The following is a 26,076-nucleotide window of genomic DNA, read 5'->3' on the forward strand; positions in this document are numbered from 1 at the left end:
GCCGCGCGAGGCCCGGGGGATCGTCCGCCCGCCCTGCCGGGTCCCGGCTGCGGTCCTGATCCGCGTCGGCCCTGATCCGCGTCGGCCCTGATCCGCGTCAGTCGTGCGAGAACCGGAGGTTCGGCAGGATCCTGCCGAGCCAGGCCGGGGTCCACCAGGCGGCCCGGCCGGTCAGCCGGAGCAGGACGGGCAGCAGGACCAGCCGGACGAGGGCGGCGTCGAGCAGGACGGCCAGGCCCAGGACGATGCCCATCTCCTTCGGGGGCAGCGGGCCGGAGAGGGCGAAGGTGAAGAACACGGCGACCATGACGGCGGCGGCCGCGAAGACGACCCGGCCCGAGTGGGTCAGCGACGCGACCATGGCCGTGCGGGGGTCGCCGCTGCGCTCGTAGTGTTCCTTGGCCGAGGCGAGGAGGAAGACGGTGTAGTCCATCGCGATCGCGAAGATCATGGCGAAGAAGAAGACCGGCGCCCACCCGTCGAGGAAGCCCTGCGGGGTGAAACCGAGCAGTCCCGCCCCGTGCCCGTCCTGGAAGACGAGACGGGCGGCGCCGAAGGCGGCCGTGGTGGCGAGCAGGTTGGTGACGGTGCCGATCAGCGCGACCAGTGGCGCTTGCAGGGCGAGCAGGAGCAGGACGAATCCGAGCGCCAGGATGACTCCGACGACCAGGGGGGTCTTGGCGTTCAGGACGTCCTGGAGGTCGAGGTTCTCGACGGCGGCACCGCCGACCAGCGTCTGCCGGGGCAGGTGCCCGCGCAGTTCGGCGACGGTCGCCCGCAGGGCGGGGTCCGCGGGGTCGGCGGCCGGGACGGCCTGGACGAGCGCGAGGTCGGTACCGTCGGCCGCGTTCGTCGCCGGCATCACGGCCGCGATCCCGGGGTTGCTCCTGAGGACCGCGGCGGCGGCCTCGGCCTGGGAGATCGGCGTCACGATCTGGAGGGCCCCGGGAGCGCCGGCACCGAACGCCTCCTGAACGGCCAGGTAACCCGTCCGCGCGGAGGAGTCCGCGGGGATGACGGTGACGGACGGCATGGCGGTCCGGAGCCCGATCACGGGCACGGCGAGTGCCAGCAGGGCGACGAGAGCGGGGACGCCGTACCGGAGGGGGTGCGCCCACAGTCGTTCGGCCCAGCCGGCGAAGCGGGGCGAACCGGCGGGGTCCGTGGGACGGGTGAACGGCAGGGGCGCCGCGTTGACCCGGAGGCCGAGGCTTCCGAGGACCGCCGGCAACAGCGTCAGGGTCGCGGCCAGGACGAACGCGACCGCGATCATGATGCCCAGCGCCATGGACCGGAACGCGGGTGACGGGACGAGCAGCACCGCGGAAAGGCTGACCAGGACGGTGGCGCCGGACAGCGCGACGGCCTTGCCGGCGGTGTCCATGGTCTCGCCGACGGCGAGCCGGGCGGCGCCGTGCCGGGCGAGCGCCCCACGGAAGCGCACGACGATGAACAGGGCGTAGTCGATGCCCAGGGCGAGGGCGAACATCATCGCGAAGTTCATCGCCCAGATGGACGTCGGTGTCAGGTGGTTGAGCAGCACCAGGGCACCCGCGGAGGCCGCCAGTCCCGCCATCGTCAGCAGCAGTGGGAGCCCGGCGGCGACCAGCGACCCGAAGGCCAGCACCAGGATCGCGAGGGTCACCGGCCACGACAGCATCTCCGAGCGCATCATCGCGTCGTGGTTGGCGGCGTTGAAGTCGCTCCACAGGACGGAGGCGCCCGTGGCGCTCACCCGGACACCATCTCCGGACAGCGCCCCGAGCGGACCCTTGAGGTCGTCCGCCGCACGGACCATGGCGTTGGTGTCGGCCTTCGCGCCGGCCAGCACGACCGCGGTGCGCCCGTCGGGGCTGATCGTGGTGCCGGGTTGGGGTGGCACCACCTCGCTGATGCGCGGGTCGGCCCGCAGCAGCGCCATCGCCCGGTCGACGACCTGCCGAACAGCGGGGTCGGTCACCGGTCGGTCGGCGGCGATGACGACCTGGAGAGCCGAGGAGGCGTTGCCGTCGAAGTGCTGCTCGGCGAGCTCACGGACGCGCACCGACTCCGAGCCGTTGGCCTGCCAGCCCGCGCCGGCCAGCGCGGACGTCACCTGCGGGGCGAAGGCGCCGAGCCCGGCGACCACGACGAGCCAGAGCACGGCGACCAGCCGCAGGCGGCCGGCAGCCCGGAGACCGAGCCGGCCCAGGAGACCCGGCGGTCCGCTCCGTTCGGGATGAAGGCGCTCACGCCTGCCCTCCGCCGGGCGGGGAGGGTGGTGCACCGGGTCGTGGTGCGGCGCGTGCGGGTGGTCGGTCGTCGTCATGCGGGGCCTCCGTGGGGGCAGCCGAAAGCGGGTGTGGGCAGGTGTGGTTCTCGGCACGGCGGCGTGCGTTCCCGATGCCCACCGGTGGGCCGTACGCATCGCGCCGGGTCGGCTATGCGACCGACCGGTGCTCTCGCAGGGTCGTCCGAAGCGAGCGGAGCGCGTAGTGGCAGCGGGACTTGACGGTGCCCGGGGGCACGCCGAGGATCTCGGCGGCGGCCTTGATGGAGCGGTCCTCGAAGTAGACCTGCGTGACCACGGCGCGGTGCTGATCGCTCAGGGACGCCAGCGCCGAGCGAACCGACCAGGCCGTCAGGAGCAGGTCGATCTCGTTCGTGGCCGCGCTTTCGTCGACGAGCGTGTCGGGGGCGTCGAAGCCGACCTCGACGGGCCGGTACCGGCGCGAGCGCAGGTGATCGATGAGCAGGTTCCCGGCCACCCGGTAGAGCCACGGCAGCGCGCTCCGGTGGTCGGACGACAGCACCTCGGGATGGTGCAACGCACGGAGGAAGGTCTCCTGCGTGAGGTCCTCGGCCAGCTGCGGATCCCCGAAGGTGCGCTTGGCGAGGTAGGAGAGGACCGCGGGGCGGTGCATGGCGCTCAACCGGCGGAACGCGACCTCGGACATCCGGGCCCGGACGGCCGGGGAGCCGTTCACCCGTGTGGGTCTGCTGTGGGTGAGCGTTCTCATGAAGGTCCTCGCGCGTCGATCAGGGAGTTGTGCCGGTCGTGCCGACGATCGAGGTTTGCATGGCGGGAAAGAGGGAAACATCCGCCAGCCAGGCACGTCTGGGCAGTCGGTCGGATGGCAGGCGGGGACACGGCCGGGGCGGTCGGCCTCGACATCGGCTACCCCCGCAGCACCCGACGACTCCCCGGCACAAGCCGTCTGACCTGTGCTTTTGTGCCGACTGGCGGATATCTCTCCAGCCACGGGAACGGCGAGTACCGGCTCACTGCGGCCGGACGGAGCCGCAGTGAGCCGGGAGGGGCTCAGGGCTTTGCGATCGTCGTGGTGGTGCCGTGGATCGCGCCGGCGGTCTTGATGATCGAAGTGGCGTCGATCGGCACGATCTGCCGGTCGGGGCAAGCGGCCCGGCACGCGTCCGTGGCCTCCCGCTCGGCAGCCGTGCCGGCATCGTGTTCCGGCTATCTTCGGGGCCGAACGCCCGCCGAGGAGAGGGAACGACCCGCGATGACCAGCCAGGCAGCACCGTTCGACGACCTGGACCGCAAGATCGTCACCGCCCTGATCGACAACGCCCGGGCCAGCTTCGCCGAGATCGGCGCGGCGGTCGGCCTGTCGGCCAGCGCGGTCAAGCGCCGGGTCGACAGGATGCGGAAGGACGGCGTGATCACCGGCTTCAGCGCCACCGTCAGACCCGCTGCCCTCGGCTGGCGCACGGAGGCCTACGTGGAGGTGTACTGCGACAGCGCCGCGCCGCCCAGGCGCCTCGCGGAAGTCGTGCGCGACCACCCCGAGATCACGGCTGCCATGACCGTGACCGGCGCCGCCGACGCACTGCTGCACGTCCGGGCCACCGACGTCGAGCACTTCGAGGAGGTGCTGGAACGGATCAGGAGCGAGCCGTTCGTCCGCAAGACGATCAGCTGCCTGGTGCTGACCCACCTGCTGCCGGAGAGCCCGGAAGCCGGGATCGGCCAGCCGGCACCCCGGGGCGCAACGAACGTGCGCTGATCGCCGACATCACGCAGCGTTCCGGCGCATTCGAGCAGCTGTTGCGCCTTGTCGTGCGGCGCGGTGGGTTCCTACCGTTGGGGCATCCCCTGATCGTCACTCATCGGAAGCGGAGGACCCCTCTGTGCCCACGAGCCTCTCTGTGCCCACGAGCCTCTCTGTGCCCACGAGCCCCTCTGCGTCCACGAACGGTGTGCGCCCCCGGCGCTACCTGACCTGCGAACCCACCCACTTCGACGTGCGGTACGCCATCAATCCGTGGATGCGTGAAGACACCCGGGTCGACCGCGCCCTCGCCCGCGCCCAGTGGGAAACGCTGATCCGCGCCTACCGCGAGCACGGCCACACCGTGGAGACGGTGGACCCGACGGAGGGACTGCCCGACATGGTGTTCGCGGCCAACGCGGCCCTGGTCCTGGGCGGTCGGGTCTTCGGCTCCCGGTTCCACGCTCCCCAGCGCCGGCCCGAGTCCGTCGCGTACGGGAACTGGTTCAAGGCGGCGGGCTTCGACGTCACCGAGGCGGAAGCGGTGTGCGAGGGCGAGGGCGACCTCGTACCGGCAGGCCCCTTCATCCTGGCGGGCACCGGTTTCCGGACGACCACGGCGGCCCATCACGAGGTGCAGGAGTTCTTCGGCCTGCCGACGATCAGCCTGCACCTGGTGGATCCCCGCTTCTACCACCTGGACACCGCGCTGTTCGTCCTGGACGACCGGAACATCGCCTACTTCCCCGACGCGTTCTCCCCCGAAAGCCGCGCGGCACTGGAGCGCCTCTACCCGGACGCGGTGATCGCCACCCTCGAAGACGCCCTGGCGTTCGGCCTCAACTCCGTCTCGGACGGACGCCACGTCTTCGTCGCCCCACAAGCCGAAGGCCTCATCGGCCGGCTCGCCGACCACGGCTACGTTCCCGTCCCCGTCGACCTGTCGGAATTCCACAAGGCCGGCGGAGGCATCAAGTGCTGCACCCAGGAGATCCACGCATGACCACCCCCACCGGAACCCACCGGACCACCCCCGCACCGCACTCGTCGGCCGAGCTGATCAGGGCGGAGGCGCCGGTCCTCGCGCACAACTACCACCCCCTGCCCGTGGTCGTCGCCCGGGCCGAGGGCGTCTGGGTCGAGGACGTCGAAGGCCGCCGCTACCTCGACCTGCTGGCCGGCTACTCGGCCCTCAACTTCGGCCACCGTCATCCGGCGCTGACCGCGGCCGCGCACGACCAACTCGACCGGCTCACCCTCACCTCGCGGGCCTTCCACCACGACCGCCTCGCCGGCTTCGCCGAGGGGCTGGCCCGACTGACCGGCCTCGACATGGTGCTGCCGATGAACACCGGCGCCGAGGCGGTGGAGAGCGCCATCAAGGTCGCTCGCAAGTGGGCGTACGAGGTCAAGGGCGTCGCCAGGGACCGGGCGACGATCGTCGTGGCCGCCGAGAACTTCCACGGCCGCACGACCACGATCGTGGGATTCTCCAGCGACGACACGGCCCGGGCCGGATTCGGCCCCTTCACCCCGGGCTTCCGCGTCGTTCCCTTCAACGACCTCGCCGCGCTCGAAGCAGCCGTCGACGAGACGACGGCGGCCGTGCTGATCGAACCCATCCAGGGCGAGGCGGGCGTGGTCATCCCGGACGACGGATACCTCACCGGCGTCCGCGACCTGACCCGGCGTGCGGGCTGCCTGTTCATCGCCGACGAGATCCAGTCCGGCCTCGGCCGCACCGGCCGCACCCTGGCCGTCGACCACGAATCCGTCGTGCCGGACGTCCTGCTCCTCGGCAAGGCCCTCGGCGGCGGCATCGTCCCGGTCTCCGCAGTCCTCGCCCGCCGCGACGTCCTCGGCGTGCTGCGCCCGGGCGAGCACGGCTCCACCTTCGGCGGCAACCCCCTGGCCGCGGCGGTCGGTTCGGCCGTCGTCGACCTGCTGGCCACCGGGGAGTTCCAGCGCCGTGCGGCCGAGCTGGGCACCGTACTGCACACCGGCCTGGCCGCCCTGGCCGGGCGGGGGATCACGGGCTTCCGGGCGCGCGGGCTCTGGGCGGGCGTGGACATCGATCCGGCCATCGCGACGGGCCGTGAGATCAGCGAACGGCTCATGCACGAGGGCGTCCTGGTCAAGGACACCCACGGTGCCACGATCCGCCTCGCCCCACCCCTGACGATCACGCGCGAGGAACTGGAGTCGGCCCTGGCGTCGCTGGAAAAGGTCCTCGGGCAGAGCAGTTAGCGCAGACCTGTGCCGCTCGACGAGGACGCGGCCGAGGCCTTCGCGGCGGATGCTGCCGATGACGCGCTCGCAGTGGGCGTTCATCCGAAGTCCGCGGTGCACTCCTGGGCACGTCCGGTTCGCGAGCAAGTCGCTGCTCGCGGGACGTGCCGCTGACCAGCTCCCGCAACTGAGCACGTCCTCCTCGTCGGTGGCCGACCGGTCGGGTATCCGGCCTCCGTCAGGTCGTCGTCGGGATCCGATCCGATCCGGTGCGCTCGCGTTCGACGGCGCGCTCCAGTGCCTCGTGGCCGGACCCGCAGGTGCGGAAGCCGCTGCGGCATCGCTGCCGACGGCGCCCGCCGGCCGAGGGCGCGTCGAGGGGGTGGGCCCAGGAGCCCTGGTGCGTAGGGCGGTTGGGGCTCGGGGCCGGTGGCGGCGCGGGCTCCTGGGGCCGCGCCGCTGTGCGTCGGGTCGGCTGGGTCGTGGGTGTCGGGCGGTCAGGCCAGGGCGAGGGCGATGACGAGGATGGCGATCAGGGCGGCCGAGATGCCGAGGACGAGGCGGACGTTGCGGGTCTGGGGGTCCGGTGGGGTCGTGGGGTGGGGGGACCTCGGTGGGGTGGCGTGGCGGGGGCCGGGGGGTGGAGTGATCGGCGGGGGGTCGGGTTCGGTGGGTGCGGGCGGGGGGCTGGTGGGTGGCTGTGGGGTGGGAGAGAGGGGAGGGGTTTCCGGTTCGGGGTGTGGCTGTGGCTTTGGTTGTGGCTGGGGTTGGGGCTGGGCGCGGGGTGGGGTGGTGGGGGGCGGGTAGACCAGTCGTTGCCAGACCCGGGTCGGGAGGTCGGGCGACGGGTCGTTCGACTCGGGTGGGGGGACGAGTCGGCGGAGCAGGTCCTGTTCGACGGCGGAGCTGTCGCGCTGGAGCTGGTCGAACAGGGTGATGAGGGCCTGCTCGTGCCGGGGCTCCCGGGTGTACGGGGCCACGGCCCAGCCGAACAGCCAGGCGGCGCGTTCGACGAGCTGGTCGTCGGGGGCGTCGTGCTCGCCTTGGGGCGCCCGGTCGGACCGGTAGAGGTAGAGCTGCTGTCGCAGGACCTCGGCGCAGAGCAGGTGGCAGTCCTCCGGGGGGCGCGAGCCGGTGAGGATGCAGAGGACGAACAGCAGGCGCTTGGTGGCGGTGCCGGAGAGGTCCTCCTCGCGCAGCAGGTCCAGCAGGGGCCCGTCACCGATGCCGGTGGACAGGCCGACCAGGCGGGGGAGGATGTCTTTGGTGGGGGCGGGGTCGTCGAGCTCCCGGCGCAGCGTCCGGAGGGACGGTGGCGGGCGGTGGTCGGCGGGCGGGTCGGTGTAGACGCCTCGGTCGTCGGAGTCGTCGGAGTCGTCGTGGCGGTCGGCATTGCCGTCGGGGGCCGGGGACGGCGGCTCGGGATCGTGGTCGAGTGGGCCGTGGTCGAGCGGGTGGTGTTCGGCGGGCCGGTGGTCGGCGGTGGGCCGGCGGTCGTCGTCGCGGCGGCCGGGCCGGGTGTCCTCCGGCCGGGGTGGTTCCGTGCGGCCGGGCCGCGGGCGGCTGCCGCGGTCGACGCCGAGGACGTGGGAGAGCCGGCGCAGGCGTTCGGCGGTCGACAGGGTCGCGGCGTCCCGGAGGTCGTTCGCGTGGAGTTCGGACAGCCCCGGGGCCCGTACGGGGCGTTCCAGCACGAGCTCGACCATCCGGGCGGCCAGGGTGTGGGCGAAGTCGCTCTCGGACCGCCGCGGGTCGACCCGCGACCGTGCGCCCTGGTGGCCCGCGTCGGTCGTCCAGTCCGTGACCCAGGTGACCGCCAGGTCGTGGCGGTCCGTCACGTCGTAGGTCGCGAAGGTCCAGGGCTGGCCGAGCCAGTCGCGGCCGAAGATCTCGTACAGGCCCCTGATCACCGCGGCGGAGCGGTTGCGGTCGGGCCAGCCGGGCAGGGAGTCGGCGCGCAGCGACAGCCGGGCTCCCGGGCGGCGCAGCAGGGCCGCGACCGCGACCGTGAGCGCGTCGGTGACCTCGCCGATCCGGCTCGGGGTGTCGGGCCAGGCCTCCTTGGCGGTGTCCGCCAGCAGGGCGTACTCGACCCGGCCGCACCGGCCGGTGGTCGTCTCGGCGAACTCCTGGGAGCCGAACGGCCAGCCGTACAGGGCCAGGGCGAGCCGGGGGCCGAGCAGGTCCTGGTCACCGAGCAGCAGGTGGCAGGCGGTGTTGGGCCGCCCGCCCGCGTCCGTGGTCGGCCAGCGCCGGATGACGGCGGCCTCGCCGCGTTTGGTGAGGGTGCGGACCAGGCTGGGCCGCGCCGCGCCGTCCACCCGGAGCAGCGGGGCGAGTTCGCGGGAGAGGTCGTCGGCGCGCTCCGGGGAGCAGGACCAGGCAGTGGCGGCCATGCCGGAGCTGCGGCGCCCCTGGTTGCCCTTCCAGCGGAACACGACCTGGTCGACCGACTCCTCCGGGCCGCCGGCGCTCATCGGGCCACCTCCGGGCCGGCGGCCAGCTCGATGATGCCGTGCATCGCGAGCAGCGAGATCAGCGGTTCCAGCACCCGCTGCGCCCGGACGCCGCGCGGGTAGCGGCTGTCCTCCTGCCGGCCGCCGGTGGCGGAGGCGATGTGCATGGTGCAGTGCAGGGCGGTGTCGAAGGGGCGCAGCCAGGCCTTTCCGGCGTGGCGGTGCAGCAGCGCGTACACGTCGCGGCTCTCCTCGTAGAGCCGTCGGCGGCTCAGGGGGACGGTGCCGGGCTCGGTCAGCCAGCGGTCCACCGGGGGCTCGGAGCGCAGCAGGTCGGCCTTGGCGACCACGACCGCCGACGGGACGGTCAGGTACGGGCCGGTCCGCGGGATGCGGTCCAGGGCGGTGGCGAACGCGGGGTCGCCGTCCCGGCTGACGTGCAGGTCGAGCGCGGTGCGGATCTCGTCGAGCTGGGGCAGGGGCATGGCCAGGGTGGGGTCGACGACGAAGACCAGGGCGTCGATGCCGAGCAGGAAGCGCAGCAGCGCGTCGGTGCGCAGCAGGTCCTCGCCGGCGAGGTCGAAGAAGGCCAGCGGGCGGACCCGGCCGCGGGCGTCGGTGATCAGCAGGGACTCGACGAAGCGGGCGGACTCGCTGTCGCCCAGTCCGGCGGTGTGGGCGATCACGTTGCCGTCGCGCAGCGGCACCACGCGGTCGTTGAGGAAGCTGGCGTGCTGCTCCGGGTTGACGGACTGCCAGCTGACGCCGTACGGCTTCAGTCGGTCGTCGGCGATCTCGGCGATCATCTGGGTCAGCAGGTGGCTCTTCCCGGTGTTCGACTGGCCGATCATGGCGACGGTCAGCGGACGCCCGTTCCTCAGGTAGGGCACCGGGATGTGGTGCGGCGGCGTCGTCTGGTTGCCCTGGCAGAGCTGGAAGGCGCCGCGCAGTTCGTCGGCGAGCAGCCGGTCGCTCTGGCGCTCGGAGAACGCGTACGGCTGGAGTTCCTGGACGGCGTCGGGGACGTGGAGCGCGTTCGGGTCGAAGCGGATGTACTCCAGGCAATAGGGGCAGAGCACGTCGCCGGAGTCGTCGGCCCCCGCCGTGCCCGGCGTCCCGTACGGGCCCGCGGGCGCGGCGGTGCCGTCGTCCGGGACGCCGGGGCCGTGCGGTGTGCCGTCCGCGCCGGGGCCGCCGGGCGGGTCGCCGCCGGCGGCGCGCTTCAGGGAGACGGCGTGGTCGAACGCCGTGCGGTGCGCGGCGAGGCCGTCGCCGCCGACGGTGCGGCCGGTGGCGTGCCGGTCGGGGGAGAGCAGACCGAGGAGCGCGGCCGGGGTGGGGCGGTCGACGGCGCGGGCGGCGAACGAGCTCCGCATGGTGTGGGCGAGCGAGCGGTGGTCGCCCAGGTCGGCCGGTGTCCGGTCGGATTCGCCGGGCCGCCCGGTGACCAGGCGGTACATCACCTGGGCGGTGCTCCACAGGGCGTCGCGGGGGTCGCTGTGCCCGGTGCCTTCGCGCAGTTCGGGGGAGGCGTACGGCGCGGGGCCGCGCGGGGTGCGCGGCCGGCCGGTGTGGGCGACCGCGTCCAGGCCCCACAGCTGGACGGAGCGGCCGTCCCAGCGGACCGTCGAGGGGGTGAGGCCCTGGTGGACGAGGCCGAGTTCGGCGAGCAGGGCGGCGGCGTCGACGAGGTCCCGCTCGATGGTGCGCAGTTGGGTGCCGGCGAGGCTGTGCAGCCGGTCGGCCCGGTTGCCGCGCGGCGGCTCGTAGAGGACGAACGGCTCGGTCACGTCCAGGTCGTAGCCGATCACCACGGGGAAGAGCCGGGCGGCCTCGGTGCCGCCGAAGGTGCGGTGCAGGCGCAGGGCGGTCGCCGCCTCGCTGTCCAGCGCGTCCCGGACGGCCTCGGTGACGCCGGCCCCGTCGGAGACGGCGGCCCGGACCTGGACGCACCGGAGGGTGCCGTCGAGCATCGCGTTGCGCATCCGGGGGACGCCGCGGTCGGGGCCGGACGGGTCGGGGCCGAACCGGGCGGCCGCGACCCGCCGCCGCCCGGCGGGGGTCAGGTACGGCAGGTCGACGCCCTTGCGGCGACCGGGGTCGTCGGGGCTCGGCGGGTGCGTGCCGGACCCGGTGGTGCTCACCACTGCTCCTCCTCCTCGTCGTACGGCGAGACGTGCCGTTGCCGGACCGTCTCGACCACCCCGGCGCGCAGCGCGGTCAGCCGCAGCCGGCCGGCGTAGCGCCCGGCGGCGGTCCGCACCTCCCGGCCGTCCTCGGCCGGATGGCCGCCCGCCGCGCTCCCGGCGGTGCCCTCGCGGGCGGCCTCGGGGGCGAAGCGGATCAGGGCGACCGCGTCGGGGTTGCGGCTGAGCAGGTCCAGCTGCTCGGCCGAGTTCAGTTGCAGGAGGCCTTGGCCGTCCTGCTCGGGGCCGATCGGGTCGGCGGCCCGGCGGATGTCGATGCCCAGCAGCCCGGACGGGCCGCTGCGCGCCCGGTGCGGGTCCGCGAACGGAGGGGCGGTCAGGACGTCGTTGCGGCGCAGGTGGGCGCGCGCCACGCCGAGCAGCTCGCGCACCCGTTCGGCGATCCGCTCCTGGGCGGCGTCGCCGGCGTGGCCGCGTTCGACCGCCCCCCAGTACGGCTCCAGGGCGGTCAGGGCGGCGTCCGCCAGGTCACCGGCCAGGGTCGGCACCAGGTCCGGGCCGCCCTTGGCCTCCCCGCGCTCCAGCCAGCGCGGGCCGGGTCCGCCGGCGCCCGGGGTGATCGTGGGCGCGGCCGCGCGGGGACCGTGGGCGTCGCCGGAGCCGCGCGGGTCGGGTGTCGGGGCGCGGTCCCACCATTCCTCGTCGGCTTCGGCGGGGACACTCGTCCAGTCGTCGTCCGGGGCGTCGTATCCGTCCCGGTCGTCCCGGTCGTCCCGGCCGTACCCCCGGTAGGGGTCCTCGGACTCCTCCTCGGCGGTGCGACCGAGCCAGTCGTCCTCGCTCTCGGCGGCGGCCCCGGGCCGCTCGGCGGCGAGGTCGCGGGTGGCCTCCTCCTCGGCGGCGGCCGCGGTGGCCCGCAGCACGCCGACGACGGACAGCGCCGCGTCGGCGCAGTAGCGGCGCTCCTCGACCGCCCAGAACTCCCGCAGGGCGCGGGCGAGCAGTTCGTCGAGGTCGTTCAGTTCGTCCTGCAGGGGCGTGATGCCGCGCTCCAGGCCCCACCGCTGCGCGTGGTCGTGCCAGCTGCGCAGCACCAGCCAGGCGGCGAGACCGAGACCGGCGAGCAGGCCGACCGTACCGGCCCAGACCGGCAGCCCGGTCCGGGCGGCCGCGGTGGCCGCGGCGGCGGCCCCGAGGACGGCGGCCAGGCCGAACCGGCCGGCGTCGGAGATCCGTCCGGAGCCGCCCGGCAGCCGGATCACGGTGGCCAGGACGCTCAGGACGAGCAGCGCCGGGACGGCGAGCGCGGCCGGCAGCGCCGGCCAGGTCCAGAGCCCGCCGGACGCACCGGCGAGCGCGGCCGCGGCCAGCACCCCGGGGCCGGGCGGATCGGGCGGCAGCGGACGGTCGGACGGGCCGGACGCCCGCAGCCCGTCCAGCTCGGCCAGGAGCGGGGCGTTGGACAGCGGCTGCACCTGTTCGGCGAGCAGCGCGAACCGCTGGGCCACCGAGCGCAGCGGCAGTCCGTCGCGGAGCAGCCCGACGGCGAGGCCGCGCAGGCTCTCGCCGATCCGCTCGCCGGTGGTGGTGGGCGGATCCACGGCGATGCCCAGCCGGGCCAGCCGGGTCGCGGACTCGGCGGCCGGCTGGGTGCCGGCGATGCCGCCGTCACTGCGCAGCACCTCGCCGACCACGCTGCCGTACCGGTCGAGCGCCTGCCGGCCCCGGCCGAGCGCGGCCTCCAGGGCGCGCCGGGCGGCGCCGGTGAACAGCCCGGCCGGGCCGCCGAGCCTGACCAGTTCGCCCTCCGCGGCGGCCAGCTCGGTGACCACCTCGTAGTACGCCCGGGACGCCGGCCCGCCGTCGACCCGCCGCCCGGGGGTGCCGGTGGTGGAGCCCTCGACCAGCCCGGCGAGGACGGTGGGGTGACCGCCGGTCGGGCTGCCCGAGGCGGTGCCGTGCGAGCCGGCGAAGCGGAGCAGTGCCTCGCTCCAGGCCTGGCCGCGGACCTCCGGGGAGAGGCCGTGCTCCATCACGCGCAGCGCCGGAGCCGCCACGCCGTCGGGCAGCGAGCCGAGCAACTCCAGTGTCTCGTCGAACAGTTCGGTAACGGAGAGGAGGTCGACCAGCACCGCCAGGGCCTGCGGGTCGGCGGGCCCGGCCGGGTCGTCGGCGCCGTGCCCGGCCTGGAGGTCGCCGGCCCAGACCAGGCCGGCCTCCGGCGTGCGCAGGGTCGCGGGCCGCACCAGCCGGCGCTCCGCCGGGTAGCCCTCGGCGGGGTACGCGGGCAGCCCGCCCACCAGCAGGCAGACCACCCGCACCCGGCCGGGCGTGCGGTAGCCCATGATCTGCTCGAACCGGGTGCGGTGCTCGCGCAGCCCGGCGGGGGTGTCGACCACCAGGAAGCGCTGGTCGTGCGGCTGGGCCAGGCCCTGGGCCGCGAGCCGGGTCGCGACGGCGCTGCGCAGCACGGCCGGGTCGTCGCCGGCGAGTTCGTCGGTGCGCAGGTCGAGGTGGACGACCGGTGGGGACAGCGGCAGGGGGGCGCTCACGCGGGCTCACCGTCCCGTCGCTCCGAGCCCGGGTGGTCCGGCTTCTCCCAGAAGGACCGCCCGCGCGGCTCGTCCGACGGGTCCCGGCGCGGTGGTTCGCTCCGGGGCGCCTCCCACTCGGTGTCGCGGTCGGTGTGCCGGGTGGGGCCCGGCTCCGCGGCCGGGGCGGGCGGGCGGTCCCAGTCCCACTCCGAGGCCCGGTCGTCCCTCCGGTCGGCGGGGCGGCTGTCGGCCCGGTCGGTGGCCGGGTCGTCGGTGCGGTCGACGGACCGCCGGTCGGCCCGGTCGGTGAAACGGCCGGAGCCCGTCCTCCGGTCGTCGTGGCGCGGTGCGCCGGTCCGGTCGTCGGCCCGGTCGGCGGTCCGGTCGTCGGCCCGGTCGGCGGCCCGGTCGTCGGAGCGGTCGGCGGTGCCGGTGCGGTACCGGTCGTCGTGGTCGTCCGCGTGGCCGACGCGGCCGTCGACGTCCCGGTACCCGCCCTCGTGGTGGCCGCGGTCCGTGCCGTACGCGCCGTCGTCGTACCCGGCGGCGCCCCGGCCCCGCCGGTCCGCTTCGTCGTACCCGCGTCCGCGCCCGGGACGGCGTCCCGCATCACGGTCGGTGCGGGTGTCGCGGTCGGTGCGGTCGTCGCGCGGCGGCTCGGCCGTCGGGTCCCAGCCGCCGGGTCCCCGCGGGTCCGGCCCCCGTCCGTCGGGCCGGTCGGCCGGGCGCGTGGTGCCGAAGTCGTCCTCCTCGCGCACCGGGGGGCGGGTGCCGGACCCGCCGTAGGCGTCGTCGTCGAGGTCCGCGGCGGCGCGCGGGGACAGTTCGCCGCGCAGGATGACGTCCAGCAGCGCCTCCAGCGTCGGCTGGACGGCCCGCTGGTCGTTGAACTCCAGCCGCAGCGCGGCCGGCAGGGTGTCCGCCCAGAACTGCCACAGCGGGCGGAACCAGCCGTCGACCCGTTCCCCGCCGGACTCCCGGCGGGACTTGAGCATCCGCAGCTGCTGGGGCGCGATCTCCTCGACCAGCTTGACGAACAGCGGGTCCGGCCGGCTCGCGGAGCGGGTCAGGCCCGCCGGGCGCGCCCCCATCAGCCGGCTGCAGTAGTCCTCCACCGTCCGTTCGTCGTCCAGCACCGTCCACCGCTCGTAGGCGCGCAGCAGCTCGGCCCAGCTGGAGACGCCGTTCTGCTGCTCGCCCAGGCGCAGCCGCACGCCCGGCACGTCCACCCCGCGCTCCCGGAACAACCGCAGCCGGATCACGCGGGGGGAGTGGTCGGGGCCCTCCAACACGTCCACCTGCCCGTTCCAGAGGAGGGCCAGCAGCCGGTGCAGGATGAGCCGGCGGTCCGCCTCGGTGGAGACCAGCCAGTCGTCGCGGTGACCGAGGCGCTGGCGCCAGCGCAACACGTCCTCGGACTGCTCGTGGTCCTTCGCCTTCGCCCACTGGCGCAGCATCTTGCGGGCCTCGGGCACCTGGGTGAGGCTCATCTCGCTGCGGAACAGCACGACCGTGATCGACTGGGTCTCGACCCCCCGGAACTCCGCCCGGGCCTCCTTCGGCAGCCGCAGCGCCTTCCGCAGGAAGTCCTCCACCTCGTCCGCGGACTTCACCCGCGGGTACGTCACCAGGGCCTTCAGCGGCCCGGTGCCCTCCGGCACGAACCCGGCCGGCAGCAGCCCCGCCAGCTTGCGGCCGAACTGCTCCAGCGCCTCCTTGCTGACCTGCTCGGCGTCCTCCGCGCTGCCGGCCGCCGCAGCCAGCAGCACTCCCATCGCGGGCAGCAGCGGACGCTCCTCCAACTGCTCCCCGCTCTCCGCGAACAGCCGCTTGACCCCCGCCTCGACGGCCGCCTTGACCTCGCCGACGGCACTGCCGGGGTTGCGCCGGCTGAGCGTGTTGGCGGAGCGCCACTCGTCGCCGCCCACCAGCCGCATCAGCAGGGCCGCCTCGTCCTCGGTGTCGGGCAAGCCCTCGCGGGCGGTGAGCCGGGCGACCAGGTCGTCGTAGAAGTGCTTCAGGTCGCGCTGCGGCGGCAGCAGGTACGAGACGCCGGTGCGGTCCTCGTAGAGCGTCTGGGACTGTTCGGCGAACGCCCGCGGCTCGTCCTTGGCGTGGTTGCGGAAGGCCGAGGCGAGCCGGGCGACCTCGGTGTCCAGCGCGCGGGCCGTCGGTTCCCACCGCTGCTGCTGGCTCTTCCAGCCCTCGTGCCACAGCTGCCGGCTGCGCCAGCGGTACCAGGCGTCCTGGGCGTGCAGCACGGCCTGGACGTCGTCGTCGCCCCAGCGCGGCTGGGCCAGGCCGCCCATCCGGCGCCGGATCCGGGGGACCGGCGGCGGCTGCTCGTGGGTGCCGGGCGGCAGCGGCGGGGTGTGGGTGCGCTGGTCGAGCATGCCGAGGAAGCCCAGGCGCACGAGGTCGTCGGCGTCCTGCGGCTCGCCCCGCACGATCCGCTGGACGGTGAACGGGTCGACGGTCGCGAGCAGTTTGTCGACCGCGCGGCGGGGCGCGAAGTCCTTGGCCATCTCGGCCGTCCGGACCGCCACCTGCCGTGCCAGGTTGGCCAGTTCGGACTGCATGTCGACGAGTCGGGCGGCCAGCCCGGCCTCGATCGCCGAGCTGCCGCGCGGCTCGGGGACCGGCGGCTGGACCTCCAGGACGGGCCGCAGCAGCAGCTCCTCCAGCCCGGAGTCGGTGAACATCTGCTTCACCAGCTCCTCGGCGGCGCGGATCGGGCGGTGCGTGCGGTCGTCGAGCTGGTCGACGGAGGCGCGCAGGATGCGGCCGGAGACCAGCGAGGCCAGTTCGTCGACCGGCGCGGTCATCGAGGCGACCAGGCTGGTGGAGACCCCGCGCCGGCCGATCCCGGACGGTGAGTTGGCGGCCCGTTGCACACCGCGGTTGATGAAGCTCGCGGCGAAGGTCTGGTAGTCGTCGTCGGCCCGGGTGCGGGCGGCCCGGCCGTCCCCGAGTTCGGTGCCGATGAGCGACATCACCAGCGACACCATGGAGCGGCGCAGGTCGTCGGGGCGGATGCCGGCGGTGCGGTTGAACAGGAAGGCGGTCGGCAGGATCCCGGTGCGCAGCCGGATCGGGGCGGTGTGCGGGTAGCGGATGCGCAGGGTCAGGTCCTCGTCGAGGTCGCCGAGTTCGGCCCCTTCGACAGGCGCGTTCTGCTCGTCGACCAGGCGGAAGAGGTCGACCAGGGCACGGGCCGAGTTCAGCTCCGCCTCCCGGCCGCCGCCGCTCGCCGCCGGGAACGCCGAGGGCATCACGACCAGCGGGTAGATCTTGACGCCGTCGAAGCCCTTCTCCCGGAAGGCGTGGTTGATCAGGTACAGGTAGTCCAGGAAGATGCCGGCGCCGGTGCCGCCCGCGACCGAGAACGCCACGAAGACGTCGCAGCCGTTGACCGGGCCGCCGCCGAGCTGGCTGAGCGTCCCGCCCGAGCGGGCGAGCGCGTCGATGGCCTGCATCAGTGGTTCCAGGACCGGGTCCAGGCCGCCGCGCAGGGTGCCGAACAGCCCGGCCCGGCCGACGGTCGGCAGCTGGCCGGCGCCGTTCTTCAGCGGGGTGACCCTGGGCTCGTTCTGCCGCGGCGGCAGCCAGACGGCGGTCTCCTCGGGCAGGCTGGCCCGGAGCATCTTGGTGACGTCCGGCGAGCTGTCGAAGTTCGGCAGCAGGTCGTGGGTGGAGCGCGAGGTGCGGCTGAACGCGGGGCGCAGCGCCGGGGCGGCGGTGGCGTGCGGCAGCCTGGCCAGGTCGGTCTCGCTGAAGTCGGCGTAGACGAACTGCAGGCAGTCCGGCAGCTGGTAGGGGGCCATGGCGCCGAGGCCGGTCAGCGCCGTGCCGTCCGGTCCGCAGAGCTCGGCGCGCAGCCGCCGGTCGAGTTCCGCGCCGACCAGGCCGCCGGTGCCGCCCAGACCGACGAACAGCATCGGCTGGAAGATCTTCATGGGTTCCGCCTCCATCCGGCCGCGCGGTGCGGCCGGCTCGGGTGTCGGGTGGGACGAGGTGGGCGTGGGTCGCGGTGAGGAGCAGCGGTTCGGGTCACAGGAGGTCGTTCAGCGGGGTGGTCCGCTCGGTCCGGCCCGGCCGGCTGCCGGACGCCGGTGGCGGCGTGCCCGGGCCGGGGCGGCGGCTCGCGCCGAGCGTCAGGCTCAGGCCGTCGGCGAGCTCCACCGGGGTGCCCGCGCCCAGCCGGTGGCGGGTGCGGCGGCGGACCTCCAGTACCGCGCCGCCGTCCTGGCTGCGCTGGACCCGGTACGTCCCGCCGGGCCGGCGGACGAGGCGCGGGTGCGGGCCGCCGACGCCGCTGACCTCGAACCCGTACCAGCCGCCGGACCCGCCGTCGGCGGTGAGCTTCCCGAGTTCCCGGCCGCGGCCGTCCAGCAGGACCAGCTCCAGCCCGGCCGGGGACGTCCCGGTCTTCCTGGCCCGGAGCACGACCAGCAGCGCCAGCACGGCGACCACCACGAGGATGCCGAGCAGCAGGAGGGCCCACCACCACTCGTCCAGGAAGCTGGGCGGTGGCGTGACGGTGACGGACAGCGGGCTGTCGGCGACCACCCGGTCGCGGTCGGAGGTGTCGACGACGGAGACCTTGCCGCCGACGGTGACGCCGTCGTGGCCGAGCAGCCGGCCGAACGCCTTGGCGTCGCCGGCGGTCAGCGTGATGCCGACGCTGCGGGACTCCTTGGGCGCCAGCGTGATCGAGTCCGGGGACAGCGTCAGCAGGCCGGGCGCGACGTCGGTCACGGCCGGGTGCAGGATGTGCGGCGCCGTGTCGTCGTTGCGCAGGTTCAGGGTGCCCTTGAGGGTGTCCCCGGGGTGGACGCGGTGGTCGCCGTCCAGCGAGAAGGCCGCGGTGACCAGCGGCACCGCGGGGGAGACCACCGAGCTGAACGGGCGGTTCTGGTCGGCGGCGAGGCCGGAGGCGGTCAGGGTGCTGGACGCCGTGATCCGGCCGGTGGCACCGGCGGGGACGGTGACGGCGCCGGTGAACGTGGCGTCACCGGCCTTGGCGTCCGGGGCCGCACCGTCGTCGGCCAGGTCGACCCGGACGGCGGGGAAGCCCTCGCCCTCCAGGACGGAGGTGACGGCGAGGTCCTTGAGGTCCTGCTGGTCGGTGATCGCCAGGCCCTTGCGGGTCTGCAGCTTGACCGTCACCGTGGCCTTCTCGCCGGCCCGCGGCGACGGCGGGGTCAGGCTGATCGAGCTGTTCAGGGCGCCGCGCCAGAGCACGCTGACGCTGGCCAGCTGGGACCGGTGGCCCTCGGGAGCGTCCAGGTGGACCCGCCACTGGCCCGGCATGGGGTCGGTGATGCGCAGCGACTCGATGGCCTTGTCCCGCCCGGAGAACTCGAACGTCGAGTCCGGGTCGGACCCGGCGCCGGTGATCGGGCGTCCGCTCGGGTCGAAGTAGGTCGCGGTCACCGCCGGGTCGCCCTTGTCGACCACGATGCTGCCGACGGTGGCGAGCGGGGAGATCCGCACCGGCAGGTCGGCCGGCGGGCGGCCGGTCTGCACCCCCTCGCTCCGCAGGCAGTGGGCGGCGGCGAAGGCGGCCTCCAGGGCGGCGCCGACCTGGCCCGAGTCCTTCACCACCGAGGCGCGGGGCTTGGCACCCGGGAGGCCGACGCAGCCCTCCTGGAAGCCGCCGGCGGCCATCCGGTCCAGTGCGGCCTGGTCGGGCTCCGCGCCGAAGCCGAGCGGCCAGACCTGGATGCCGGCGGCCTTGGCGGCGGCCAGCGCCGCGGTCAGGGCCTCCTCGCCGGCGGCCGCCCGGTGGCCCGGATCGCCGTACGCGGGGCTGTCCTTGACGTCCAGCTTGCCGTCGGTGAGGACGAACAGCACCCGGGGGACGGCGGGGTCGGTACCGGAGGTGAGCCGGCTGATGCCCTGCAGGACGGCGCTCGGGAAGTCGGTGCCCTGGCCCTCGGCGGGGGTGCGGCTGTGCAGCCCGGCGACGCAGACGCCGATCCGGTCGCGGCCGGCGGCGTCCAGGGCGGTCGGCGGACAGACCTCGTCCACCGGGTGCTGGCCCGGCTGGTCGGCGCTCGCGAAGCCGAAGATGCCGACCGTCGAGGCGTGGTGGACCTCGCCGAGGGCGATCCGGACGGCGGCCGCGCGCTCGCGTTCGAGGTCCTCGGGCTTGAGGCTGCCGGACTCGTCGACGGCGACGGCGTAGTCGACCGGGCCGATCGTCGCCGAGGGCGTTCCGGGCGCGCCGGCCGGTGCCCCGGACGGGGACGCCGACGTGGGGGTGGGCGGCGGGGTGTCGGCGCCGGCCGGAGCGGCGGGCAGGCCGGTGGTCAACAGGGCCGCCGTGACGACGGCCGCGGCGCGTCCGAAGCCGCGCCGTGGCCGGCGGGGCCGGGATCGGGGCCGGGTCGCGGCCGTCGCGGCGCGCCCGCGGTGGGGCGCCAGGGACAGGTGGAGCACCGTCATCTCCTCCGGATCAGGGTGCGTGTTCCCGGCCGACCGGCGGGGCCGGCCGGGAAATCGGCGGGTGGGGGCGGACCGGGTGGGCTCAGGCGAGCAGCACTCCGGCGGTGGTGAGGACGGCGCCGGGCGCCAGGCAACCGACGCCCCAGCGGATCCAGCGGTACTTGGCGGCCAGGATGGTGCTGACGTCGACGGCCTGGACGAGCAGCCAGCCGACCGGGTCGCGACCGGCGGCCGAGACCCGGTCGGCCAGTGCCGTCCGGCCCCCGGCGGGCAGCAGGTCGCCGAAGTAGGTGACGCCCTCGTGATCGCGCTGGGTGCCGGTGCGCGGCAGTATCGCCCGCACCAGCGCCACGGCTCCGGCCGCCCAGAACACGCCGCCGAGGACGAGCAGGACGGCGGCGAGCCCGGCCGGGCGGCCGTCCGGCCAGCTGCGGCCGAGCAGCAGGGCCGGGAGGCCGAGGGCGGCGGTGAGCAGGATCGAGGCCTTGGTGTCGGCCCGGCCTATGTCCTCGCGGACGGCGGCCAGCAGGCGGTCCGCGACGAAACGGGTCTCGTCGGGGGCGTCCGGGGGCTTGGGGGCGGTCGGTGGGACGGGGGCGGTGGGGGCGGCCCCGGGCGGGGTGGTGGACCCGGGCGGGGTGGTGGACCCGGCGGCGGAGACGGGCCGCGGGGTCGGTGGCGCGGGGGCGGCAGGGGTCTCGGTCATGGCGTCACCACCCCCGGACCGGGGACCAGGGGCGGTCGTCCCGGTCGTCCCGGTCGTCCCGGTCGTCGTGACCGTCGTCGTCGCGGTCGTCGTGAGCGTCGCCGACCCGGTCGTTCCGTGTCCCGCCCGCGTACCGGTCGTCGCGGTCCTGGGCGCGGTCCTGGGCGCGGTCGCGGCCGCGGTCCAGGTTGCGGTCCTGGGCGCGGTCCGGTTCGGGGGCGCGGTCGTCGTCGCGGTCGGACCACTGCGCGCGGTCGTCCCGGGCCGCGCCGGGCTCCCAGTCGTCGAACGCCTCGCTCGGGCGCCGGCGCGGCCGGGTGTCGGCCGCGGCGCGCCGGGGCGGCTCCGGCTCGGTGTCCAACCAGGATGGCGTGTAGGGGCGTTGGACGAGGTCGGGGGCGCCGGCGGCGCGGTCCGTCCGGGGGGCGGAGCGGGGGGCGTCCCGGCGGTCGCCGTCGTCCCACCCGGTGCGCCGGGTGCGGTCGGCCGGGCCGTCGTGGTCGGGCCCGCTGTCGGGGTCGTCGTGCCGAGGGGCTTTCCGTTCGGTGTGGCGGTCGGTCCCGCGGTCGGTCCGGTCGGTCCCGCGGTCGGTCCGGTCGGTCCGCTCGGTCCGGTCGTAGCGCTCGGACCGTTCGCCCCGGCGGTCCTCGCGGTGGTCCTCGGTCCGGTGGTCAGGGCGGTCGTCCGGATCGTCGTGGTGCCCGCCGGCCGGGAGTTCCCCGCGCCGGGGTGCGGACCGCACCGGCGGCCGGCCGAAGCTGCCCTCGACCCGGTACACCCCGGTGCCGAGCAGCTCGCGGACCTGGCTCTCCAACTCGGCGGACTGGATCACCCCCTTCTCGACCAGGTCCAGGGTGTGTTCGAGCAGTTCGCGCTTGTCCGCGCGGGCCTCCTGGCGCAGCAGCTCCATGAAGGCGCGGGCCTCGCCCGGGTTGTCGGCGAGCATGAAGCAGATCTGGCTCCACTCCCCGCCGTCGAGCATCACCCGGAACTTCTGCATCCTCAGCTGCAGCAGTTCGCCCGAGCGGTGTTCGCCCGTCAGGGAGTGCACGTGCTCGCGCTCGGCCATCGTCCCCCGGTGGTCGTCGTCCCGGACCTCCTCGGCGTGCGTGATGGTCTTGCGGTCGACGGCGAAGCGGACGAACAGCTCCGCGCTCAGCCCGAGGTCGTACCCCAGGTCGTCCCACTGGCCGTTGCGACAGGCGGCCTTGACGGAACGGTCGGCCTCGGCGGCGGCCGACACGGGGTAGCCGGCGCAGATGCCCCGCAGACGCTCGGTGAGCGGGGCCCGCAGCCGGACGGCCACGTTGGTCACCTGCTCGTCCACCACCTTGAGGTAGTCGGTGGCCGTCCACTGGACGTCCACCTCGACCTCGAAGAAGGTGGTGCCACCGGCCGCCGGCACCTGGAGCGACATCCGGGTGACGTGCGTGCCGCGCGCCACTTCGCAGACCGTCACCGGGCGGGCCAGGAAGGGGCGGTCGACGTGCTCGTTGCCCCTCGCGGTGACGACGCTGTGGCCGCCGTTGCGGTAGAAGACCACCAGTGCGACACCCGGTCCGGGCCGGCGGATGCCGGTCTCCGGGCGCGGGTACTCCTTCAGCAGCGGACCGGCGGGGTGCGTCGTCGCCGGCCCGGCCCCGCCGGGGGACTTCCGGGCGGGCGTCGGGGTGGGCTTGGGGGTGTCCGTCATCGTTCGTCCTCCTCCGGGTCCTGGTGGCGGTGATCGCGGTGGTCGCGGGCGGACCTGTTCCGCTCCGGCCGGCTGTCGTTGTGGCGGCCGTTGTCCCGGCCGCGGTCGTCCTGGCGTCGGTCGTCGCGGCTGCGGTCGCGGTCGCGGTCGCGGTCGGGGTCGTCTTGGCGTCGGTCGTCCCGGCGCCGGTCGTCCCGGTGGCCGCGTTCCGGGCGGGGCCGGGCGACGAGCTCCCCCCGGCGGTCGTCGGGGGCGGGTCGGCCGCTGGTGGCGAGGTGCCAGAGCCGGCGGGCCGCGGTCTTGTCCAGCGGGTCGTCGGGGTCGTTCATCATCCGGCGCAACAGCCAGTCCAGGAGCTGTCGTTCGCGGTCCTCGGCGATCAGGTGGGGCAGCAGCGCGGCCAAGCCGCGCCGGGTGTCCGGCCCGTCCTCCGGCCCGCCGTCCTCCTCGGGGACGGCCCCGCGCAGCCAGTACTCCAGGCAGTCGACGGCGGCCTCGTGCGAGCGCGGGGTGCGCAACGCCGTCCACATCAGGTCGGCCAGGGCCCCGGACCGGTCAGGGCGGGTCGCCGCGATGGCCAACGGCAGTGGCCAGTCGAGGAGTTCCGCGAGGTCGGGCGAGTCCTCGCCGTCCCACACCTCGCCGACCGTGGTCAGCGCCAGCCGCACGGTGGTGAGCAGGCCGAGGTCCTGGTAGGGCACCCGGCGGTCGGCCGTCCACTCGGCGATCCGGCGCAGCACCGCCCGGTCGTCGGGGCCGGACAGCAGCCGGACGGCGCTGTACGAGGCGAGCGGTGCCTGGTCCTCGTCCTCGTCGGCGCCGATCCGGGCGAGCCGGTCCAGCGCCTCCTCGACCGGGGCGATGCGGCCGAAGCCGAGCGCCATGGCGGCGGTCCAGCGCAGCCGGGCCGAGTCGGAGCCGGCCCAGTCGCGGACCAGGGCCCGGACGGTGGGCCGGTGGCTCTCGTGCCGGGCGGTCTGGTCGAGGACGGTGGCGGCGAACGCGCGCCGCTGGGTGGCGGGCGCGGTGGCCATCGGGCGGACCAGCTTCTCGTAGCCGGTGGCGAAGTCCCGGGCGCACAGCTCGCCGGAGGCCAGTGCTGCCCGCACCCAGACCTCGGGCCGCGGGTCGTCGGCGAGCAGCCGCATCCAGCGGACCACCGGTTCGCGGGCCGGGTGGTGGCGGTCCCAGACCTCGGCGAGTACTGCGGCGGGCAGCGCCGCGCCCCGGTAGCGGACGATCCGGGCCGGGGCGCCGATGCCTGCGGTCTCCACCTCGCCGGTGGTCAACTCGGCCCGCAGGAAGGCCAGATCGGAGGTCGGGTCGTCGCAGAACAGCGGCCGGGCGGGCGCGTTGGCCGGGTCGCGGGCGATCGCGAGCTCCCAGGTGAGCAGGTGCGCGGCCTCCGCGACGGTGCTGTGTGCCGAACCGTTGAGGACGGCGAGGGCGATCCGCGACGCGGTCGGGTGCAGCACCGTGGCGGCCGAGCGTTCGCTGGTGTCCGTGGTGTCGGCGATCTCCCGGTCGGCGCCGGCGAACCACTCCTGGGCCTGCTGCGGGGCCAGGCTGGCGCAGCCGTCCAGCAGGTCCGCGCGGCCGAGCCGGCCCAGCACGTGGGCCGCGATCAGGTCGGCGAGCAGTTCGGCCTCGGCGGGCCGGAGATCCTCCAGGCCGACGGCGGCACGCAGTTCGGGGTCGTCGGCGAGTTCCTCGGCGCGTGCGGACGTCCGGGCGCCCGGGCCCCGCCCGAACGTCTCCCGGCGGTCGGCGCCCGGGTCGTCCTCGAAGGCCCGGTCGGCCTCCTCCGCGAGCCGTTCGGCCAGCCGGGCGCGCAGCAGTTCCTCGGTGGGCGCGGGCGGGCAGATCAGTCCGTACCGCCCGGAGAGCAGCGGCGCCGCGGTGGGGCCGGCGGCGACCACCAGCACCGCGAAGGAGTCCCGGGCGGCCAGGGCGGCGGCGAGCGCGTCGAGTTCGAGCTCCTCGGGCGGCAGGACCGGGCGGCCGCCGCCGGACGGGAGTTCCAGCAGGTAGCCGCGGTGCCGGTGCTCCTGTTCGCGCACCACGGCGGTCAGCCGGCTCACCGGGGTGTCCGGCGCGACCCGGGAGACCCGGGCGGGCGGCTCCTGGCCGCCGTCCGAGGGGGGCGTGTCCGCGGTGTCCGCCGTGCCCGCCGCGTCGTCCTCGGCCGGCTCGACGTCGGTCAGTTCGTCGAGCAGGGCCAGCGTGGTGCAGGTCCGGCCGGTGCCGGGGGCGGCGGCGAGCACCAGGACGTGCTGGTGGCGCAGGGCCCGCTGGAGGCCGACGTACCCGTCCGGTTCGCGGTAGATCCGGCGGACCCGTCGCAGTTCCGACTCCGGCACCGGGCCGCTGACCGCGCCGACCGCCTGCCGGCTGTCCAGGCGCAGGTGCACGTCGCCGATGTGGGCGCTGTGGAACACCGAGCGGTCGAAGAGGGTGTGGTCGCCGCCGACCTGGTAGGAGGAGCGGGCCGAACGGTGGGCGCGGGAGGTGGCGGCCATGCCGGTGGCGGCGCCGCCCTCCTCCTCCTGCTCGTCCAGCAGCCGGTCGCGGCTGCGCTCGCGGAAGCGGCCGGCGGCGCGCTCGTGTTCGGAGCGCTCCTGCTCCTCACGGTCGTGCTCGGGGCGGGCCGGTTCGTCGCGGTCGGGGCGGTTCGGCCCGTCCTCGGGGCGCCCCGGCTCCTCGCCGCCCGGCCGCTTCGGGTCGCGGTCGCGGTCGGCACGGTCGCTGTCCCGTTCACGGCCGGGGCGGTCGCGGTCACGCTCGGGGTGGCCGCGGTCGGCACGGTCACGCTCGTCCCGCGCACGGTCCTCCCGCCCGGGCCTGTCGCCGCGTCCGCGGTCGTCCCGGCGACGGTCGTCCCGGGCACGGTCGTCCCGGCGGCGGGGTTCCTCGGTACGGCGTTCCGGGGCGGCGTCGGGTGCCCCGTGCAGTTCAGCCACGGCGGTCTCCCCCGGTGGTGCGGCCGATGTGGACCGGCGCGCGGTAGGTGTTGTCGCGGTGCACGGAGAAGTCCCCGCCGACGTTGACCGAGCCGGTGAGGCTGGTGTCCGTTGCGCCGGCGTTCGCGTCGGCGCGGTGCGGTGGTGCGTCGCCGGGCGCCCCGCCGTCGGTGCCGCGATCGTCGGACGTCCCGCCGTTGGCCGGCTCCCCTGTGGTCGGCCCGTCGGCGGGCGGTTCGTCGTGGTCGGGCACCGGGGCGGGCCGCGGCCGGCCCGGAAGCCTGATCCAGGCGGGCACCTCGCCGTCCTTGAGCCGCAGCCGGGCGGGCGCGTAGTGCTCGGGGTCGACGAAGCGGCCGCCGTGGCGGACCACCTCCCGGTACAGCGAATCGGAGACGACCACCACCAGGTCGGCACGGTCGCGTTCGAGCAACCGGCGTGCGGTGTCCGCGTCGGTGAGGCGGCAGGCGAGGTCCACGGCGTGGCCGCTGACCCCCTGGGAGTCGTGGGTGACCGGCCCGACGTGCAGGCCGATCCGCAGCCCGAGCGGCGTGCGCAGGTCGCGGTTCTCCTGGCGCAGCTGCTCGTGCACCTCGGTCACCCAGACGCCGATGATCCGCGCCGGCGGGACGGTCGAGGCGATGGTCGCCAGGACGCCGTCGCCGCGGTCCTCCCGGTGGACGACCCGGGCCGGCACCCCGGCCCGGGCGAAGGCCCGGTCCAGGACGGCGTAGAGCTGCCGGCGCATCCGGGTCTTGCCCGGATCGTCGTAGGCGCCGGACCTCCGGACGTCCACGCCCACCACCAGCTCGTACACCGCGTCGACTGCCTGGTCGTCCACGTTCTCCCCCATGGTTGTCTTCGACACGCCGTCAGGATCCGGCGCCGCACGCCGGGTTGTCTGTGGCG

General features: G+C 75.3%; 14 protein-coding genes and 1 pseudogene. 3 read left to right on the forward strand and 12 right to left on the reverse strand.

Going from position 1 to position 26,076, the window contains the following annotated elements:
* Positions 1-97: 97 nt before the first annotated feature.
* The 3 genes and pseudogenes from ACFV0O_RS04390 to ACFV0O_RS04400 all read right to left on the reverse strand — a co-directional run.
* Positions 98-2,308, reverse strand: a complete 2,211-nt coding sequence (locus ACFV0O_RS04390) for an MMPL family transporter (RefSeq protein ID WP_380336193.1) — start codon at positions 2,306-2,308, stop codon at positions 98-100.
* A 112-nt stretch (positions 2,309-2,420) separates the two neighbouring features.
* Positions 2,421-2,999, reverse strand: a complete 579-nt coding sequence (locus tag ACFV0O_RS04395) for a sigma-70 family RNA polymerase sigma factor (RefSeq protein ID WP_380336196.1) — start codon at positions 2,997-2,999, stop codon at positions 2,421-2,423.
* 302 nt (positions 3,000-3,301) lie between these two features.
* A pseudogene (locus ACFV0O_RS04400) lies at positions 3,302-3,424 on the reverse strand (hypothetical protein); the annotation flags it as partial.
* 79 nt (positions 3,425-3,503) lie between these two features.
* On the opposite strand from ACFV0O_RS04400, the gene ACFV0O_RS04405 reads away from it, so the two are divergent.
* From ACFV0O_RS04405 to rocD, 3 genes are all read left to right on the forward strand, one after another.
* The gene (locus tag ACFV0O_RS04405; protein ID WP_360265532.1) at positions 3,504-4,007 is read left to right on the forward strand and encodes an Lrp/AsnC family transcriptional regulator; all 504 of its coding nucleotides are present in this window, start codon (positions 3,504-3,506) and stop codon (positions 4,005-4,007) included.
* Between the two features lie 193 nt (positions 4,008-4,200).
* On the forward strand, positions 4,201-4,995 hold the full coding sequence (gene ddaH / locus ACFV0O_RS04410) for a dimethylargininase (RefSeq protein ID WP_380336674.1): 795 nt from the start codon (positions 4,201-4,203) through the stop codon (positions 4,993-4,995).
* Entirely contained in the window at positions 4,992-6,239 is a 1,248-nt protein-coding gene (rocD, locus tag ACFV0O_RS04415; protein WP_380336200.1) for an ornithine--oxo-acid transaminase, read from the forward strand. The genes ddaH and rocD overlap by 4 nt, the downstream gene beginning before the upstream one ends.
* Before the next feature lie 479 nt (positions 6,240-6,718).
* Here the strand turns inward: rocD and ACFV0O_RS04420 are convergent, their stop codons facing one another.
* The 9 genes from ACFV0O_RS04420 to ACFV0O_RS04460 all read right to left on the reverse strand — a co-directional run bounded on the left by ACFV0O_RS04420 (position 6,719) and on the right by ACFV0O_RS04460 (position 26,035).
* Positions 6,719-8,698, reverse strand: coding sequence for a hypothetical protein (locus tag ACFV0O_RS04420; protein WP_380336203.1), 1,980 nt, complete (start codon positions 8,696-8,698; stop codon positions 6,719-6,721).
* Positions 8,695-10,821 (reverse strand): hypothetical protein, encoded by a 2,127-nt coding sequence (locus tag ACFV0O_RS04425; RefSeq protein ID WP_380336206.1) that lies wholly within the window; start codon positions 10,819-10,821, stop codon positions 8,695-8,697. Before ACFV0O_RS04425 ends, ACFV0O_RS04420 begins: the two co-directional genes overlap by 4 nt.
* Positions 10,818-13,376, reverse strand: a complete 2,559-nt coding sequence (locus ACFV0O_RS04430; RefSeq protein WP_380336209.1) for a hypothetical protein — start codon at positions 13,374-13,376, stop codon at positions 10,818-10,820. Before ACFV0O_RS04430 ends, ACFV0O_RS04425 begins: the two co-directional genes overlap by 4 nt.
* The gene (locus ACFV0O_RS04435; protein ID WP_380336212.1) at positions 13,373-17,314 is read right to left on the reverse strand and encodes a tubulin-like doman-containing protein; all 3,942 of its coding nucleotides are present in this window, start codon (positions 17,312-17,314) and stop codon (positions 13,373-13,375) included. Before ACFV0O_RS04435 ends, ACFV0O_RS04430 begins: the two co-directional genes overlap by 4 nt.
* 94 nt (positions 17,315-17,408) lie before the next feature.
* On the reverse strand, positions 17,409-19,802 hold the full coding sequence (locus ACFV0O_RS04440; protein WP_380336215.1) for a VWA domain-containing protein: 2,394 nt from the start codon (positions 19,800-19,802) through the stop codon (positions 17,409-17,411).
* A gap of 88 nt (positions 19,803-19,890) precedes the next feature.
* Positions 19,891-20,514 (reverse strand): Pycsar system effector family protein, encoded by a 624-nt coding sequence (locus ACFV0O_RS04445; protein ID WP_380336218.1) that lies wholly within the window; start codon positions 20,512-20,514, stop codon positions 19,891-19,893.
* 4 nt (positions 20,515-20,518) lie between these two features.
* The gene (locus tag ACFV0O_RS04450) at positions 20,519-22,207 is read right to left on the reverse strand and encodes a hypothetical protein (protein ID WP_380336221.1); all 1,689 of its coding nucleotides are present in this window, start codon (positions 22,205-22,207) and stop codon (positions 20,519-20,521) included.
* Positions 22,204-25,167 (reverse strand): hypothetical protein, encoded by a 2,964-nt coding sequence (locus ACFV0O_RS04455; protein WP_380336223.1) that lies wholly within the window; start codon positions 25,165-25,167, stop codon positions 22,204-22,206. The genes ACFV0O_RS04450 and ACFV0O_RS04455 overlap by 4 nt, the downstream gene beginning before the upstream one ends.
* The gene (locus tag ACFV0O_RS04460; RefSeq protein WP_380336225.1) at positions 25,160-26,035 is read right to left on the reverse strand and encodes a hypothetical protein; all 876 of its coding nucleotides are present in this window, start codon (positions 26,033-26,035) and stop codon (positions 25,160-25,162) included. The genes ACFV0O_RS04455 and ACFV0O_RS04460 overlap by 8 nt, the downstream gene beginning before the upstream one ends.
* Positions 26,036-26,076: the final 41 nt, after the last annotated feature.

It is taken from the genome of Kitasatospora sp. NPDC059577 (assembly GCF_042735475.1).
In the GTDB taxonomy this organism is placed as follows: domain Bacteria; phylum Actinomycetota; class Actinomycetes; order Streptomycetales; family Streptomycetaceae; genus Kitasatospora.

Excerpts from the sequence above, each read along its gene's own strand:
- ACFV0O_RS04450 (WP_380336221.1), bottom strand. The coding sequence starts at position 22,207 with ATGACGGACACCCCCAAGCCCACCCCGACGCCCGCCCGGAAGTCCCCC.
- ACFV0O_RS04445 (WP_380336218.1), bottom strand. The coding sequence starts at position 20,514 with ATGACCGAGACCCCTGCCGCCCCCGCGCCACCGACCCCGCGGCCCGTC.
- ACFV0O_RS04435 (WP_380336212.1), bottom strand. The coding sequence starts at position 17,314 with ATGAAGATCTTCCAGCCGATGCTGTTCGTCGGTCTGGGCGGCACCGGC.
- ACFV0O_RS04395 (WP_380336196.1), bottom strand. The coding sequence starts at position 2,999 with ATGAGAACGCTCACCCACAGCAGACCCACACGGGTGAACGGCTCCCCG.
- ACFV0O_RS04420 (WP_380336203.1), bottom strand. The coding sequence starts at position 8,698 with ATGAGCGCCGGCGGCCCGGAGGAGTCGGTCGACCAGGTCGTGTTCCGC.
- ACFV0O_RS04405 (WP_360265532.1), top strand. The coding sequence starts at position 3,504 with ATGACCAGCCAGGCAGCACCGTTCGACGACCTGGACCGCAAGATCGTC.
- rocD (WP_380336200.1), top strand. The coding sequence starts at position 4,992 with ATGACCACCCCCACCGGAACCCACCGGACCACCCCCGCACCGCACTCG.
- ACFV0O_RS04390 (WP_380336193.1), bottom strand. The coding sequence starts at position 2,308 with ATGACGACGACCGACCACCCGCACGCGCCGCACCACGACCCGGTGCAC.